Origin of the sequence: Gordonia sp. PS3, assembly GCF_041950545.1 — a bacterium.
Classification (GTDB): domain Bacteria; phylum Actinomycetota; class Actinomycetes; order Mycobacteriales; family Mycobacteriaceae; genus Gordonia; species Gordonia sihwensis.
Window position 1 is genome coordinate 2,766,623 of the sequence record NZ_CP169524.1, and the last position, 13,994, is coordinate 2,780,616.

Consider the following 13,994-nt stretch of genomic DNA (forward strand, 5'->3'; position numbering starts at 1 on the left):
TCAGCGGGGATTGCGGGCGGGCCGCAGTTCGCGCGGCAACGCGAAGGTGAGCGTCTCCTCGGCGGTGGTCACGGTCTCGACGTCCGCGTAACCGTGCTCGGCGAGCAGATCCACCACCCCGCGGACGAGGACCTCCGGGACCGAGGCACCCGAGGTGACGCCGACCGTGGTGACGCCGTCGAGCCAGGCCAGGTCGATGTCGCGGGCGTAGTCCACCAGGTAAGACGCCTCGGCGCCGTTCTGCAGCGCCACCTCCACCAGCCGCTGCGAATTGGACGAGTTCTGCGAACCGACCACGATCACCAGCTCGCACCGCGGCGCCATCGCCTTGACAGCTACCTGGCGGTTCTGGGTGGCGTAGCAGATATCGTCCGACGGCGGGTCGTTCAGCAGCGGGAACCGTTCCCGGAGCCGGGACACCGTCTCCATCGTCTCGTCCACCGACAGCGTGGTCTGCGACAGCCAGATCACCCGCGACTCGTCGCGCACCTGCACGTCGTCGACGGCGTCGGGTCCGTCGACCACCTGGATGTGCTGCGGGGCCTCGCCGGCGGTGCCCTCGACCTCCTCGTGGCCCTCGTGGCCGATCAGCACGATGTCGTAATCGTCGCGCGCGAACCGCTTCGCCTCCTGATGCACCTTGGTGACCAGCGGGCACGTCGCGTCGATGGTCTTGAGGCTGCGCTGCGCAGCGCTCTGGTGCACCTCGGGAGAGACTCCGTGGGCGGAGAAGACCACGATCGCACCCTCGGGCACTTCGTCGGTCTCGTCGACGAAGATCGCGCCACGCTCGGTCAGCGTGTCGACCACATGCCGGTTGTGCACGATCTCCTTGCGGACATACACCGGCGCACCGTGCTTGTCGAGGGTCCGCTCGACAGTCTCCACGGCCCGGTCGACGCCTGCACAATATCCACGGGGCGACGCGAGAAGGACGCGCTTACTATCAGCCATGAACTCCAGGGTACGGCTGTGAGAGAGTTAGTACATGAGTCGTCCTCCATACGCTGCCCGCGTGGTCGCCGGTCTGGTCGCCACCACCATCGAGGAAACCCGCAAACTGCCGACGCGAGTCATCACTCTGCCGATGGGTGCGGTGAGCCGGAGTCTGCAGGCCGGCATGCGACTTCAGCAGAACATCGCCGAGCTCGCCATCAAGGGCGACGAGCTGCTCGCGCCGCTGTGCGACAAGTCTCAGGAACAGCCCGAGTGGGCGCGGTTCGACGAAGACGACGACGCGGAGGCGGCGAGCCGGCCGCTGCGTGCCGACGCGCCGGCCACTGTTCCGCAAGCCCCGGCCCGCGCCCCTGAGATGAACTCCGCGACAAACCACGCTGAGACGAGCGCCGCCGAGGCCCCCGCTGCGAGCCCCGACGAGTCCGCCGCCGACAGCGCCGCGCCCCCGGCCAACGCCGGACGTTTCGCGCTCTACAGCTCGGCTCCGGCCGACGTGGCCGCGGGCCCCACCTCTACGACGCCGGATGCCGCAGCGTCGCCGGAGCATCTCCCGGCCGCCGTCGCCGCCCTCGACTACCCGACGCTGACGCTGGCCCAGCTGCGCGCCAAGGTCCGCGGGCTCGGCACCGAGGAACTCACCGAGATCCTCGAGTTCGAGAAGGCGAACCGCAATCGCACGCCCTTCGTCACGATGCTCGACAACCGCATCGTCAGCCAGCAGAAGAAGGCCGAATCCGCGCAGTGAGCAACCGCGCAGTGACAACCGGCGCAGTGATCGACCCGGCCCGGCTCTGCACCGGGGTTCCGCGATGACGCCCGAGCAGGGGAACACCGCCGAGAATCCGTGGCCGGTGCGCACGCTCAGTTTCAAGATCGCGGACTGGATCCACCGGCTCGGGCAGGTGTGGGTGGAAGGTCAGATCACCCAGCTGAGCCTGCGCCGCGGCACGCGCACCGCTTTTCTGACGTTGCGCGATCCCGCCGCCGACATCTCGATCTCGGTGACCTGCGACCCGGGTCTGCTTCAGCGGAGTCCGGTGCCGCTCACCGAGGGCGCCCGGGTGGTGGTGTACGGCCGGCCCAACTTCTACACCGGCCGGGGCACTCTGTCGCTGCGGATCACCGACATCCGGCCGGTCGGCATCGGCGAACTCCTCGCCCGGATCGAACGCGTCAGGGCCCTGCTCGCCGCCGAGGGGCTCTTCGACGCCCGCCGAAAGAGGCCGCTGCCGTTCCTCCCCCACACGATCGGACTGATCACCGGCCGCGCCAGTGCCGCACAGCGCGATGTGATCGCCGTCGCGACCGCCCGGTGGGACGCGGTGCGGTTCGAGGTCCGGGATTCGCCCGTGCAGGGACCGACCGCGGTGCCTGCGATCGTCGAGCACCTCGCGGCGCTGGACGCCGCACCGCACGTCCAGGTCATCGTCATCGCGCGCGGGGGCGGCAGCGTCGAGGACCTGCTCCCCTTCTCCGACGAGACGCTGCTGCGCGCCGTCTCCGCCTGCCGGACCCCCGTGGTGAGCGCCATCGGCCACGAACCCGACAGTCCGCTGCTCGACCTGGTGGCCGACGTCCGCGCCGCGACGCCGACCGATGCCGCCAAGCGTGTGGTGCCGGACGTCTCGGCCGAACTGCAGGGAATCGCCGAGTTGCGCCGGCGCAGTGCCCACGCGCTGCGCAACTGGGTGCACCGGGAGGAACGGGTGGTCGAGGGGCTCCGGGCCCGGCCCGTGCTCGCGAACCCGCTGCGCATGGTCGACGACCGGCAGGACCGTGTCGACGGCGCAGTGCGCGACATCCGCCGCAGTGTCCGGCACCTGGTGACTGTCGAGGAGCATCGCACCGAACGTCTCGCATCGCAGCTGTCGACCCTCGGACCAGCGCAGACGCTCGCCCGCGGATACGCCGTGGTGCAGCGCACCGACTCCGACCAGCCGCACGCGGTCCGCTCGGTGGACGACCTGCCGGCCGGAGCGGCCGTGCGCATCCGCGTCGCCGACGGATCGGCCGCGGCAGTGATCTCGCCGACCACGAAGGAGAGCCGACAGTGACCGATCCCGGAGCCGATTTCACGCCCGTCGCCGAACTCGACTACGAGCAGGCTCGTGACGAATTGTCGGAGGTGGTCACCGCACTCGAGCGGGGTGGACTGGGTCTCGACGAGTCGCTGGCGCTCTGGGAGCGCGGCGAGGCGCTGGCCAAGCGGTGCACCGAGCATCTCGAGGGAGCTCGATCACGGATCGAGGCCGCACTGAACGACGACGCCGAGACCGACGACGAGGACTGAGGGACGAGGGCTGGCGGACGAGGACTGGAAGATTAACTTCCCCGCAGGCCCGGTGGCCGATCCGGCGACCGGCTCGGGTCAGGGACGCTTGGACGGCAGCGGTTCGGCCTCGGTGACCGCCTTCGCGAGGGTCTGCATGTCGGAGTCCGCGCCGCGGCTCACCACGCCCACTCGCACGTCGCCCATGTCGGCGATCCATGCCTTGCGGTGATCGTCGCCTGAGTAGGTGACCCAGCGCTGGCCCGAGATCTCGCGCACGCCACCGCCACTCGCGCCGTCGCCGAGCAGCTTCGGAACCAGCTGCTCCTCGGTCGCGGCGGTCTGCGTCAGCTGGATGTAGACGCCGTTGGGGGTGATCCAGCCGACGTTGCTGGAGAGAGTGGCGCCGATCTCCTGAGTCGAACCCGAGTTGGCCTTCCAGTTCGCGGGCAGTTTCGGCTCCCGGATCGGGAACGGCATCGACTCCGCATCGGCGTGCAGACCTGCACTGACGTTGAAACTGGGAATCTTCTGCTCGGTCGCCGAGTTGCCGAAGCCCCAGGAGCAACTGCCGCTGACCCCGGCCACGATCAGTGCGATCACCAGCAGCGGGATGAGCGACCAGACGAGGTCTCGTCCGTCTTGCAGGATCCGGGGTTTCTGGGCCATGGCTTCGATTATCGCAGTCGGGCGCCGCCCCCAGCCAATCGCCGGTCCCGGCCATGAAAGAATCGAGGTCTAGACCTCATCAAGGTTCGCAACGAAAGTGGAGTCCGCATGACCAAGCAAGCACCCGACCGCAACCTGGCCATGGAACTGGTCCGTGTCACCGAGGCCGCGGCGCTGGCCGCTGGTCGGTGGGTCGGGCGCGGCGACAAGAACTCCGGCGACGGCGCCGCGGTCGACGCGATGCGCGAACTCCTCTCCACAGTGTCGATGCGCGGAACCGTCGTGATCGGCGAGGGCGAGAAGGATGAGGCCCCGATGCTGTACAACGGCGAGATCGTCGGCAACGGCGAGGGCCCCGAGGTGGACGTCGCCGTCGACCCGATCGACGGCACCACGCTGATGGCCGAGGGACGTCCGAACTCGATCGCCGTCATCGCGGTCTCCGAACGCGGCACCATGTACGACCCGTCGGCGGTGTTCTACATGAACAAGATCGCCGTCGGCCCGGCCGCGAAGGGCGCGATCGACATCAACCAGTCCACCGAGTGGAACATCAATTCGGTCGCCGCGGCCAAGGGCATCGACGTCGCCGACCTGACCGTCGTCGTCCTCGACCGTCCCCGCCACGCCGAGCTGATCCACGAGATCCGTGAGGCCGGCGCCAAGATCCGGCTGATCTCCGACGGCGACGTGGCCGGCGCCATCGCCGCCGCCGGCGATTACAGCACCGTCGACATGCTCATGGGCATCGGCGGCACCCCCGAAGGCATCATCAGTGCCGTCGCGATGAAGTGCATGGGCGGCGAGATCCAGGGCAAGCTGTGGCCCAAGGACGACGCCGAACGCCAGAAGGCCGTCGACGCGGGCCTGGACCCGGACATGGTCCTGACCAACGACATCCTGGTGCGCGGAGAGAACTCCTTCTTCTGCGCGACCGGCGTCACCAACGGCGACATGCTCCGCGGCGTCACCTACCGTCCCAACGGGGCCACCACCCGCTCGCTGGTCATGCGCTCCAAGTCGGGCACCATCCGGACCATCGAGGCGGTCCACCAGACGTCCAAGCTGCGCGAGTACGCGCGCCTGGACATCTGATCCCCGCGATCGACCCCCGCGATCGACTGACCCCGGCCTCGCACCGAGGACCGACGATGCCCCTCGACTCCATGAGTCGAGGGGCATCGGTGCGTTCGGTGGGGAACGGCAGCGGTGTCAGACCCCGACACCGGCCAGCAGGGCGCCGTCCTTCATCTCCAGCACTCCGTCCACCCCGGTCACCGTCTGCAGATCGTGCGTCACCAGCAGGGAGGCGATGACGCGGTCTCGCGCCAGTTCGGTGAGCAGTTCGACGATCTGCGTTCCCCGTGTCGAGTCGAGCGCGGAGGTGGGTTCGTCGATCAGCAGCACCTGCGGTCCGTTCATCAGCGCCCGGGCGATGTTGACCCGCTGCCGCATTCCGCCCGAGAGCTGTCCGGGCCGGCGTCCGAACGCTCCGTCGAGCCCGACGGCCGAGAGGAGTTCGCGGGCCTGGGCGCGGTGCCGCGACGGCCGGCGACCGGCCACATGCGCCGCGAGCAGCAGTTGTTCCTCTGCGGTGAGTCCGGGTACCAGGTTGTCGTTCTGGAAGATCAGTCCGATCCGTTCGCGCCGGACGCGGGCCAGCGCCTCCGCGTCGAGGCCGTCGAGGCATCGGTCGCCGATCCGCACCGTCCCCGAGTCGGGCCGGATCAGTGCGCCGGCCACCGCGAGCACGCTCGACTTCCCGCATCCGGAGGGGCCGGTGAGCGCGACGGTGGTGCCCGGCTCCACGTGCAGGCTCACCCCGCGCACCGCGCGCACCACGCTGTCGCCGTCGGGGTAGGTCAGATCGATGTCGGTGAGTGTCAGTCCCGTGTCAGTTGCAGATCCCATGTCAGTTCCCATCAGTAGTCATCGGTCGGATCGGAGAAGTGTCAGCGGTTGAGGGCGACCAGCGGGTCCACCTTCACCAGGGGCCGCAGCGCCAGCGCCGCGCCCACCAGTCCCAGGACGGCCATGCCTGCGAGGACCGTCGCCCCGGCCGCCGGGTCGACGACCACCGGCGCCTTGCCCGACAGCAGCGAGGCGAAACCGACCGCCAGTGCCGCGCCGAGTGCCAGGCCGACCACCAGGACCGAACCGGCTTGGGCGAGGCCGTCGCGCAGCAGGTACCAGCGTCCCGCGCCCATCGCCCGGACCACCGCGAGCGAGCCGATGCGCTGACCGGTCCACACGGCGAAGAATCCGCAGACGACGACCGCCGAGATCACCACGAGCAGCCCCTGGATCAACAGCAGCGACATGTGTTCGGACGAGAAGCCCGGGACCAGGTCGGGCAGATCGGCGTGCGCCACCCGGACCAGGCCCGCCGGAGCCGCACTATCGGAGTCGACGATCAGTGCGTTCACCGAATCGCGGTGCGTCACCTCGCGCCATTCGCCGACCGGCATGGAGATCACCTGCTGATGGGCGTACTGACCGACGTCGGCCACGCGGTCGACCCGCACCGTCGTGGATCCGAGCTGGATCGAGCCGCCGGGGACCACGCCCAGCGTCTTCGCGATGTCCGGCGACACCGCCACCTCGTGAACGTCGCCGCGGCCGAACACCGCGACCGTGGAGTTGGCTCCGTCATGGCTGGCACGCAGCGTCGCCACCCCCAGTTCGGTGCCCTCACCGGCGGTGCGGGTGATCTCGCTGTCCGACAGCAGCGCGGGCTTGTCGCCGTCCTCCTGCACCAGCAACGCGGCTCCGGGGAGCTTCTCCACGGCCGACACCGACTGCTGGCGGAGCCCCTCGGTCAGCGCCGACAGCGCGACCACCATGAACGCGAGCAGTGTCACCACCCCGACGACGAGCGCGAACCGCCCTGCTGCAGCGCGGAACTCCCGCAATCCCAGATACACGCGTCCTCCTGTGAACAGCGGTGCGAAACCGCTCGACCAACGTGCTTCCAGCCTGTCGGGAATCGGGCGCCGGAACATCGTCTGGGCACCTCAGATCTGCATCCATCCGGCGGCGCGCGGGCATCCATCGAAAGTTGTAGACGCCATGGTCGGTGGCGGCGGGGCGGTGATACTGGAGGCTATGACGCACGATCGACCGGCCGAGCGCTATGCGGAATGGGGCGGCCACATCCTGTTCCTGGCGCTTCTGCTCGCCGGAATGGCTCAAGCTCTGGCCGGCTCGGCGCCCATCGTGTTCGGCGGGGCCGCCGCGGTGATCGCCGGTGTCGCCGTCGTCGGCGGGTGGTACCTGCTCGGCGTGTGGTCGCACACGCGCGGCCGGGGCCTCGACACGGGCATCTGGGTGGTGATCCTCACCCTGCTGTGGGTCGCACTGGTGCTGCTCTCCCCCGGGTTCGTCTGGCTGGCCTTCGTCCTGGCCATGCTGTGCTGGTACTTCCTCGAACCGCCGGTCTCGGTGGTCGCCGAGGTGGTGATCGTGACGACGTCGATCGGCTCCACGCTGCTCCACAGTCCCGAGCTGATGGTCGGCGGCATCATCGGTCCGGCGTTCGGCATCGCCACCGCGGTCGCCGTGACTGAGATCTTCCGTCGGATCATCGCGATGGTGGACGAGCGCGACGAGCTCGTCGCCGATCTCCTCGCAACCCGAGAACTTTTGGCCGCCAAGGAACGTCAGGCCGGGATCCTCGCCGAGCGGGAGCGCCTGGGCGGGGAGATCCACGACGGCACCGGGCAGAGCCTGGCGAGCATCGTGCTGCTGCTGCGCTCGGCCACCAACGATGAGACCCCGGGCGATCAGCGCGACGTCCAGGTCCGCACCGCGCTCGACACCGCACAGAAGGCGCTCACCGAGTCGCGACGCTTCCTTCGCGGGCTCGACGGGCCGGACCTGCGCCCGGACGGCCTCACCGACGCCCTGCGCGAGGAGGTGGATCGGGTCTCCCAGAGCGGGTTGCCGGCTGAACTGCGAGTGCACGGCGACACCGTCGCGCTCCGGCCGGAGACCCGCAACACGCTGCTGAGAACGGCGCAGGAGGCGCTCACCAACGCCGCCCGCCACGCCCACGCGACCCGGGCCACCGTGACCCTGACCTATCTGCCCGACGAGGTGCATCTCGACGTCGTCGACGACGGAGTCGGCTTCCCGGCCGGCCGGCGACCCCCGCGCAGGTCCGACGGCTCGGGCTTCGGCCTGCGCGCCATGCAGAATCGGGTGTCGGAGGCGGGCGGGAGCGTCAGCGTCGAATCGGAGCCCGACGACGGTACCGTGATCCACGCCCGGCTCCCGATCGGAGGGCAACCGTGATCCGCATCATGCTGGTCGACGACCACCCCGTGGTCCGCGCAGGTCTGCGCGCCGTCCTGGGCGCCTCCCCCGATCTCGACGTGGTGGCCGAGGCCGGTACCGCCGACGAGGCGATCGCCCTCGCCGGCGAACTCTCCCTCGACGTCGTCCTGATGGATCTGCGCCTGCACGGGACCGAGACGCACGACGCGGACGGCGTCTACGCCACCCAATCGATCCGCCGGCTGGCCGATCCGCCTCAGGTGCTGATCCTCACCACCTACGAATCCGATGCCGACATCGTCCGATCGGTCAGTGCCGGTGCCGTCGGCTACCTGCTCAAGGACGCCGCGCCCGAGACCCTGATCAGCGCCATCCGGTCGGCTGCCGCCGGCGAGACGGTCCTCGGCCCAGCGGTGGCGGCGCGACTGCTGACCCGCGTCACCGACAGCAGGCCGGCCCTCACGGCACGAGAGCTCGAGATCGTGGAGCATCTCGACCTCGGCCTCAGCAACCGCGAGATCGCCAAGCGTCTGTTCATCTCGGAGGCCACCGTCAAGTCGCATCTGGTGCACATCTTCGACAAGCTCGGCGTCTCGAGCCGCAGCAAGGTGGTTGCCGTCGCACGTCAGCGCGGACTGATCGGCTGAGCGCACCCGCCGGACGGGATCGCCGGTTCCGCGTACCGTGACCCGCATGAGCCTCACCACGTTTCCCACGGACTGGTCCACCGCCCTCGTGCTCGTCGCACATCCCGACGACCCGGAGTACGGGATGGCCGCGGCCGTCGCGCGCTGGACATCCGAAGGCAGACGCGTGGTCTACGGCCTGGCGACCAGCGGAGAGGTCGGCATCGAGGGGATGGCCGCGGCCGAGGCCGGGCCGCTGCGAGAAGGTGAGCAGATCGCCTCGGCCGCCGTGGTCGGCGTCGACGAGGTGAAGTTCTGGGGCTTCCCGGACAGCGAGTTGCACAACACTCCGGAGCTGCGCGCGAAGATCACCGAGGCGATCGAGCGCGTGTCGCCCGACGTCGTCCTGGCGACGTACGGCGGCCCCGAGTGGGCGCCGGGCTTCCCCAATCAGCGCGATCACATGGAGTTCGCGGCGGCGGTGGTCGACGCCTACGACGAGCTCGCCGACCCGCCCGCGGGATTGTTCTGGAACGGCCCGCACCCGACGCACGCGGTGGACGTGACGGGCTTCGTCGAGGCGGCGGTCGAGTCGCTGTCGTGCCACCGCGTGTACCTCGAGGTGCTCGATCCGTCGACACCGGTGGCCGATCAGGCCCGCAATCAGGTGGAGTCGTTCACCGCCGCGATCGACGGGTTCGACGCCGCGCACGCCACGGGTTTCGAACAGGTCCGGCCCCGCTGAACTGGCCTGTGGTGCCCCCGAGACAAGCGCCGGGGCCGCACGCGTCGTCGCATGCGGCCCCGGGTCCAACCGATGTGGCTTGGGTGCGTGTCAGCGCATCGCGCCGCTGAGCAGGTTCGGGATCAGCGTGGCGAGATTGCCCAGGACTCCGCCGATGAGATCGGCACCGGGCATCTTCTGCTCGGCCGGAGCCTCCTTCGGCGCGTTGACGTTGACGCCGATGGTGATCTTCGGGTTCTTGGCCGGGTCGAGCCACTTGAGGATCTCGACCATCTTGTCGCGGTCGATCGCGACGCAGCCCTGCGTCGGTTCGCCGTTGGTCACGTGCAGGAAGATCGCCGACGCGTCGCCCGGTGTGTTGGTCGGGTTGTGGTTGATGTTGACCGCGTAGTCGTACACCGGTCCGCTGTTGTACAGGTTCTCGCTGTCGCCGCCCGGGCTGGTGGCCGACTTGACGTGCGTGTTGTAGGTCGGCGACTTCTCGTTGGAGTCCCACCAGTCCTGCGTGGTCGCCTGGAAGTACGGCATCTTGGTCCCGGGATTCGCCTGGCGACCGAAGGCCTGGTCGAGTCCGAACGTGCCCTCCGGAGTCCGGTGCACGTTGTCCTGCGCCTTGCCCATGCCCTTCTCGCCGAGGAAGGCCTTGGTCGGGCCGATGACCGGCTTCCACTGACCTGCCGCATCCTTCTCGAACGCGGTCAGCGTCGCGGTCTGCGACGACGCCACCGGCGCCGTCACGACGATCATCTGGCTCGTCTCCTGCGCACCGGGCACGGCGGGGGTACCCGGTTCCTTCATCCCCTTGAGCAGGTTGTCGATCAACGTCGTGATGCTGTCGGATCCGGTCTGCGGAGACCCTGTCTGCGGCGCGGTCTGCGGGACCGCGGACGCCTGTCCGGCACCCACGACGAGTGCTCCGAGGAGCGCAGTAAGCGCAAACCCCACTTGCAACATTCGCCTCATCAGTAACTTCAGCACCATGCCAGTGTGCCAGTCGTTCGCTCGTGGCTGCCACACCTGGAGACCATCGTCACCTTTCCGCAACTGTTCTGTGAGCTGCCTGCGGAGGGTTCGCCGACGGCGTCCGCACCGAGGCCCGGCCCCGCACCCATGCCGCTGACCTGTGGCTCCGGCTACGGTGGAGGCCATGACCCCTGCTCCCCGATGGATCACCGACACCGCGCCCGGCCACAGTGAGTGGTACATCCAGCGATTCCGTGAGATGGCGGCGAACGGCGACGATCTGTTCGGGGAGGGTCGACTCATCGATGCGATGGTCGCCCGCTCGGCGCGGGTCCTGGACGCCGGTTGCGGACCCGGCCGGGTCGGCGGCTACCTGCACGGCGTCGGTCACCGGGTCACCGGCGTCGACGTCGATCCGAAGCTCATCGAGGCAGCGCAGACCGACTACCCCGGCCCCCGCTGGCGCGTCGCCGATCTCGCCGAACTCGATCTCCGCCGGCCGGACGGAACGCGCGAGCAGTTCGACGCAATCGTCTGCGCGGGCAATGTGCTGGCCTTCGTGGCGCCGAACACCGAGGCGGTCGTGCTGCAGCGCTTGTCCGACCATCTGCTGCCCGACGGCTTCGTCGCCGTCGGGTTCCATACGGCGAAACTGGCGGTGGAGACCTTCGACGCCGCCCTGACCGAGACCGACCTGTCGCTCGACCTCCGGCTGTCGACCTGGGACGTCCGCCCGTGGCACGACGACGCCGACTTCGCCGTGTCGATTCTGCGGCGCGCATGAGGTTGACGCCTGTAGACGAGGAGCAATCGATCCACACTCGCGCTCCCGCGCGGAGGAAACCCGGAACGCAGTTCCCGAAGTGCGCATCATCTGCGCATGAACGCGATCAGATCCGGGGTGTACCCGTACCGAGAGATCGAACGGATGATCGGCCGCGCCCGCTTGAACGACCTGATCCGGCGCGGCCACGCCGAACAGCTCCGTCGGGGCTGGTACCGAATCGGTGAGGCGCGCAGTGACGACGTCGCCGCGGTCCGCCGCGGCGGTGTAGTGAGTTGCATGTCGGCCCTCAGACGCCACGGCGTCTGGGTTCCCGCCGACGACCGGCTCCACGTCCGCGGCAACTCGTGGGCGGTGCAGCACCTTCGAGGACCGTTCTGCAGGCAGTTCGGGCGGCCCGTTCCGGAGGCCGACGCAGTCGACGACCTCCCGACCGCACTGCGACACGCGGCTCGCTGCCTCGATGCGGAGGGATTTGTGGTCGTTTGCGATTCGGTGCTGAACCTGCGACTGATGCACATCGAGGAGCTCGAGTACCTGTTCCGCGACGCTCCGAAGTCCGTCCGACTGCTGATCGATGAGTGCGATCCGAACGCCGAGTCAGGCCCGGAGTCGATGGCTCGCCGACGACTGCGCACTCACCGCGTCCCCGTGCGAACGCAGGTGAAGATCGACGGAGTCGGCCGGGTCGACCTCCTCATCGGCGACTACCTGATCATCGAGATCGACGGCTGGGAGATCCACGGCGACCGGCCGCACTTCCAGTCCGACCGGACGCGCGACGCGACCGCCTTCGACCTCGGCTATCACACGCTCCGCTTCACCTACGACGACATCGTCTTCCGATGGACGGCAACCCTCGCGAAGATCATCCGGGCCGTCCGCAACGGCACTCACATGCGTCCGGCGCAGCGCGCACAGCATTGACCGCTCACGCGTGTCGCCCGAACTTCTCGGCCGGAAGCCGCCGAATCGGTCAATGCTGTGCGCGAGCCAGGAGTCACACCCCGGCGCCCGGCGCGAACTCCTCCAGCATGTCGGTCACCAGCGCTGCGATCGGCGACCGCTCGCTCCTGGTGAGGGTCACGTGTGCGAACAGCGGATGGCCCTTGAGCTTCTCGATCACCGCGGCGACACCGTCATGGCGGCCGACGCGCAGGTTGTCGCGCTGCGCGACATCGTGCGTCAGCACCACGCGCGACCCCGACCCGAGCCGCGAGAGCACCGTGAGCAGCACGTTGCGCTCGAGCGACTGCGCTTCGTCGACGATCACGAAGGAATCGTGCAGCGACCGTCCGCGGATGTGCGTCAGCGGCAGAACCTCGAGCATGCCCCTCGACAGGACCTCGTCGACCACCTCGGTCGACACCAGTCCCTCCAGCGTGTCGAAGACGGCCTGCGCCCACGGCCCCATCTTCTCGGCCTCGCCTCCGGGCAGGTAGCCCAGTTGCTGACCGCCGACCGCGTACAGCGGGCGAAAGACGACCACTTTGCGCTGAGTGCGACGCTCGAGCACCGCCTCCAGACCCGCGCACAGGGCCAGCGCCGACTTGCCGGTGCCGGCCTTGCCGCCCAGGGAGACGATCCCGACGGATTCGTCGAGCAGCAGGTCGAGCGCCACGCGCTGTTCCGCCGACCGGCCGCGCAGGCCGAACGCCTCGCGGTCGCCGCGGACGAGCTGTACCTGTTTGGTCTCGGTGACGCGGCCCAGCGCACTCTGCCCGTTGCCGACCATCCGCACGCCCGTGTGGCAGGGCAGTTCCCGCGCCTCGTCGAGATCGATCAGCCCGTCGGCGAACAGGGCGTCGATCGCCGTGTCGGCGACGTCGATCTCGTCCATTCCGGTCCATCCCGAGACCACCACGTCCTGGGCGTGGTACTCGTCGGCGGCGAGGCCGACCGCGCCCGCCTTGACGCGCAGCGGGGTGTCCTTCGAGACCAGCGTGACGTCGCGGCCCTCCGCACGCAGATTGAGCGCACAGGCCAGGATCCGCGAGTCGTTCGTGTCGTTGCGGAAACCGGCGGGCAGGACCGTCGGGTCGGTGTGGTTGAGCTCCACCTGCACGGTTCCGCCCTCGTCGCCGATCGAGATCGGCAGATCGAGACGTTCGTGTCTGACTCGCAGGTCGTCGAGCAGGCGAAGTGCCTGACGCGCGAACCAGCCGAGTTCGCTGTGGTGGCGTTTGCCCTCGAGTTCGCTGATGACGACCAGCGGGAGCACTACGTGATGCTCCGCGAAGCGGGTCACCGCCCACGGGTCGGACAGCAGGACGGAGGTATCGAGGACGTAGGTGCGAACGGTCACGTCGGACTCCTAGTCGCCCGTGCAGCCCCGCACGGAACGAGTTTGTCTGAGCAGCCGGTCGGCTCGTGCCTGCTCGATCTCCACCTGCCGGCGGTCAACCGAAGTCGGCGAGAGCCGGGGCCGGCCCTCTCGTGACACCTGTGTCGTTCACGAATCGAACCTCCCGAACGAACCGCTTCCCCGCGGCCCGTTAAGGCCCAACGTACGCTGCGTCACATCTCCGAGTGGCCAAGCGCAGTCGGCGCGTCGGTGAAGGTTGAGTTACCGAACGACGACGCCGAGCGATCTCTCGTCACACCACGGATCAGCGGCAACTTCAGCACCACGACAGCGGTCGACGGGCGTCGCGCCCGTCGACCGGTCACCAATGGTGGATCGACCGCCGCCGGGAGGTGCGGGGC

15 protein-coding genes are annotated in these 13,994 nt (G+C 69.0%); 9 read left to right on the forward strand and 6 right to left on the reverse strand.

What is annotated here, in order from left to right:
• The gene (locus ACE11G_RS12775) at positions 1-954 is read right to left on the reverse strand and encodes a 4-hydroxy-3-methylbut-2-enyl diphosphate reductase (RefSeq protein WP_081598154.1); all 954 of its coding nucleotides are present in this window, start codon (positions 952-954) and stop codon (positions 1-3) included.
• Positions 955-988: 34 nt separating this feature from the next.
• Between ACE11G_RS12775 and ACE11G_RS12780 the strand changes: the two genes are divergently transcribed.
• The 3 genes from ACE11G_RS12780 to ACE11G_RS12790 all read left to right on the forward strand — a co-directional run bounded on the left by ACE11G_RS12780 (position 989) and on the right by ACE11G_RS12790 (position 3,247).
• Positions 989-1,702 carry a lipid droplet-associated protein gene (locus tag ACE11G_RS12780; RefSeq protein WP_278126544.1) on the forward strand — a complete coding sequence of 238 codons (714 nt, stop codon included), beginning with the start codon at positions 989-991 and terminating at the stop codon, positions 1,700-1,702.
• A 64-nt stretch (positions 1,703-1,766) separates the two neighbouring features.
• The gene (gene xseA / locus ACE11G_RS12785; RefSeq protein WP_006898022.1) at positions 1,767-3,011 is read left to right on the forward strand and encodes an exodeoxyribonuclease VII large subunit; all 1,245 of its coding nucleotides are present in this window, start codon (positions 1,767-1,769) and stop codon (positions 3,009-3,011) included.
• Positions 3,008-3,247, forward strand: a complete 240-nt coding sequence (locus ACE11G_RS12790; RefSeq protein WP_062367124.1) for an exodeoxyribonuclease VII small subunit — start codon at positions 3,008-3,010, stop codon at positions 3,245-3,247. The genes xseA and ACE11G_RS12790 overlap by 4 nt, the downstream gene beginning before the upstream one ends.
• 78 nt (positions 3,248-3,325) lie before the next feature.
• Here ACE11G_RS12790 and ACE11G_RS12795 read toward each other — a convergent pair whose 3' ends face one another.
• Positions 3,326-3,895 (reverse strand): DUF4245 domain-containing protein, encoded by a 570-nt coding sequence (locus tag ACE11G_RS12795; RefSeq protein WP_006898024.1) that lies wholly within the window; start codon positions 3,893-3,895, stop codon positions 3,326-3,328.
• A gap of 108 nt (positions 3,896-4,003) precedes the next feature.
• Here ACE11G_RS12795 and glpX point away from each other — a divergent pair, with 108 nt between their 5' ends.
• The gene (gene glpX / locus ACE11G_RS12800; RefSeq protein ID WP_006898025.1) at positions 4,004-4,990 is read left to right on the forward strand and encodes a class II fructose-bisphosphatase; all 987 of its coding nucleotides are present in this window, start codon (positions 4,004-4,006) and stop codon (positions 4,988-4,990) included.
• 117 nt (positions 4,991-5,107) lie between these two features.
• Here glpX and ACE11G_RS12805 read toward each other — a convergent pair whose 3' ends face one another.
• Both ACE11G_RS12805 and ACE11G_RS12810 read right to left on the reverse strand, forming a co-directional pair.
• Positions 5,108-5,806 carry an ABC transporter ATP-binding protein gene (locus ACE11G_RS12805; protein WP_062367126.1) on the reverse strand — a complete coding sequence of 233 codons (699 nt, stop codon included), beginning with the start codon at positions 5,804-5,806 and terminating at the stop codon, positions 5,108-5,110.
• A gap of 41 nt (positions 5,807-5,847) precedes the next feature.
• A complete protein-coding gene (locus tag ACE11G_RS12810) occupies positions 5,848-6,819 on the reverse strand; it encodes an ABC transporter permease (RefSeq protein ID WP_045539652.1) in 972 nt (323 codons plus the stop codon).
• A 181-nt stretch (positions 6,820-7,000) separates the two neighbouring features.
• On the opposite strand from ACE11G_RS12810, the gene ACE11G_RS12815 reads away from it, so the two are divergent.
• From ACE11G_RS12815 to ACE11G_RS12825, 3 genes are read left to right on the forward strand one after another with little or no spacing between them, the layout of a single operon-like run.
• Entirely contained in the window at positions 7,001-8,188 is a 1,188-nt protein-coding gene (locus ACE11G_RS12815) for a sensor histidine kinase (RefSeq protein ID WP_039868099.1), read from the forward strand.
• Positions 8,185-8,817, forward strand: a complete 633-nt coding sequence (locus ACE11G_RS12820; RefSeq protein WP_006898029.1) for a response regulator transcription factor — start codon at positions 8,185-8,187, stop codon at positions 8,815-8,817. The genes ACE11G_RS12815 and ACE11G_RS12820 overlap by 4 nt, the downstream gene beginning before the upstream one ends.
• A 46-nt stretch (positions 8,818-8,863) precedes the next feature.
• Positions 8,864-9,541 (forward strand): PIG-L deacetylase family protein, encoded by a 678-nt coding sequence (locus tag ACE11G_RS12825; RefSeq protein ID WP_375002445.1) that lies wholly within the window; start codon positions 8,864-8,866, stop codon positions 9,539-9,541.
• Between the two features lie 90 nt (positions 9,542-9,631).
• On the opposite strand, the gene ACE11G_RS12830 is transcribed toward ACE11G_RS12825, so the two are convergent.
• Positions 9,632-10,495, reverse strand: a complete 864-nt coding sequence (locus ACE11G_RS12830; RefSeq protein WP_045539659.1) for a L,D-transpeptidase — start codon at positions 10,493-10,495, stop codon at positions 9,632-9,634.
• Positions 10,496-10,688: 193 nt separating this feature from the next.
• Here ACE11G_RS12830 and ACE11G_RS12835 point away from each other — a divergent pair, with 193 nt between their 5' ends.
• Positions 10,689-11,288, forward strand: coding sequence for a bifunctional 2-polyprenyl-6-hydroxyphenol methylase/3-demethylubiquinol 3-O-methyltransferase UbiG (locus ACE11G_RS12835; RefSeq protein ID WP_006898032.1), 600 nt, complete (start codon positions 10,689-10,691; stop codon positions 11,286-11,288).
• Between the two features lie 96 nt (positions 11,289-11,384).
• The gene (locus ACE11G_RS12840; protein WP_039868091.1) at positions 11,385-12,215 is read left to right on the forward strand and encodes a DUF559 domain-containing protein; all 831 of its coding nucleotides are present in this window, start codon (positions 11,385-11,387) and stop codon (positions 12,213-12,215) included.
• A 73-nt stretch (positions 12,216-12,288) separates the two neighbouring features.
• Here ACE11G_RS12840 and ACE11G_RS12845 read toward each other — a convergent pair whose 3' ends face one another.
• Positions 12,289-13,593: a PhoH family protein gene (locus ACE11G_RS12845; protein ID WP_006898034.1), complete on the reverse strand. Its 1,305-nt coding sequence runs from the start codon at positions 13,591-13,593 to the stop codon at positions 12,289-12,291.
• Between the last annotated feature and the right edge of the window lie 401 nt (positions 13,594-13,994).

What these genes read in the sequence shown, in the direction of transcription:
- glpX (WP_006898025.1), top strand. Translation starts at nt 4,004, where the DNA reads ATGACCAAGCAAGCACCCGACCGCAACCTGGCCATGGAACTGGTCCGT.
- ACE11G_RS12795 (WP_006898024.1), bottom strand. Translation starts at nt 3,895, where the DNA reads ATGGCCCAGAAACCCCGGATCCTGCAAGACGGACGAGACCTCGTCTGG.
- ACE11G_RS12780 (WP_278126544.1), top strand. Translation starts at nt 989, where the DNA reads ATGAGTCGTCCTCCATACGCTGCCCGCGTGGTCGCCGGTCTGGTCGCC.
- ACE11G_RS12815 (WP_039868099.1), top strand. Translation starts at nt 7,001, where the DNA reads ATGACGCACGATCGACCGGCCGAGCGCTATGCGGAATGGGGCGGCCAC.
- ACE11G_RS12775 (WP_081598154.1), bottom strand. Translation starts at nt 954, where the DNA reads ATGGCTGATAGTAAGCGCGTCCTTCTCGCGTCGCCCCGTGGATATTGT.
- ACE11G_RS12830 (WP_045539659.1), bottom strand. Translation starts at nt 10,495, where the DNA reads ATGTTGCAAGTGGGGTTTGCGCTTACTGCGCTCCTCGGAGCACTCGTC.
- ACE11G_RS12825 (WP_375002445.1), top strand. Translation starts at nt 8,864, where the DNA reads ATGAGCCTCACCACGTTTCCCACGGACTGGTCCACCGCCCTCGTGCTC.
- ACE11G_RS12805 (WP_062367126.1), bottom strand. Translation starts at nt 5,806, where the DNA reads ATGGGATCTGCAACTGACACGGGACTGACACTCACCGACATCGATCTG.
- xseA (WP_006898022.1), top strand. Translation starts at nt 1,767, where the DNA reads ATGACGCCCGAGCAGGGGAACACCGCCGAGAATCCGTGGCCGGTGCGC.
- ACE11G_RS12840 (WP_039868091.1), top strand. Translation starts at nt 11,385, where the DNA reads ATGAACGCGATCAGATCCGGGGTGTACCCGTACCGAGAGATCGAACGG.
- ACE11G_RS12835 (WP_006898032.1), top strand. Translation starts at nt 10,689, where the DNA reads ATGACCCCTGCTCCCCGATGGATCACCGACACCGCGCCCGGCCACAGT.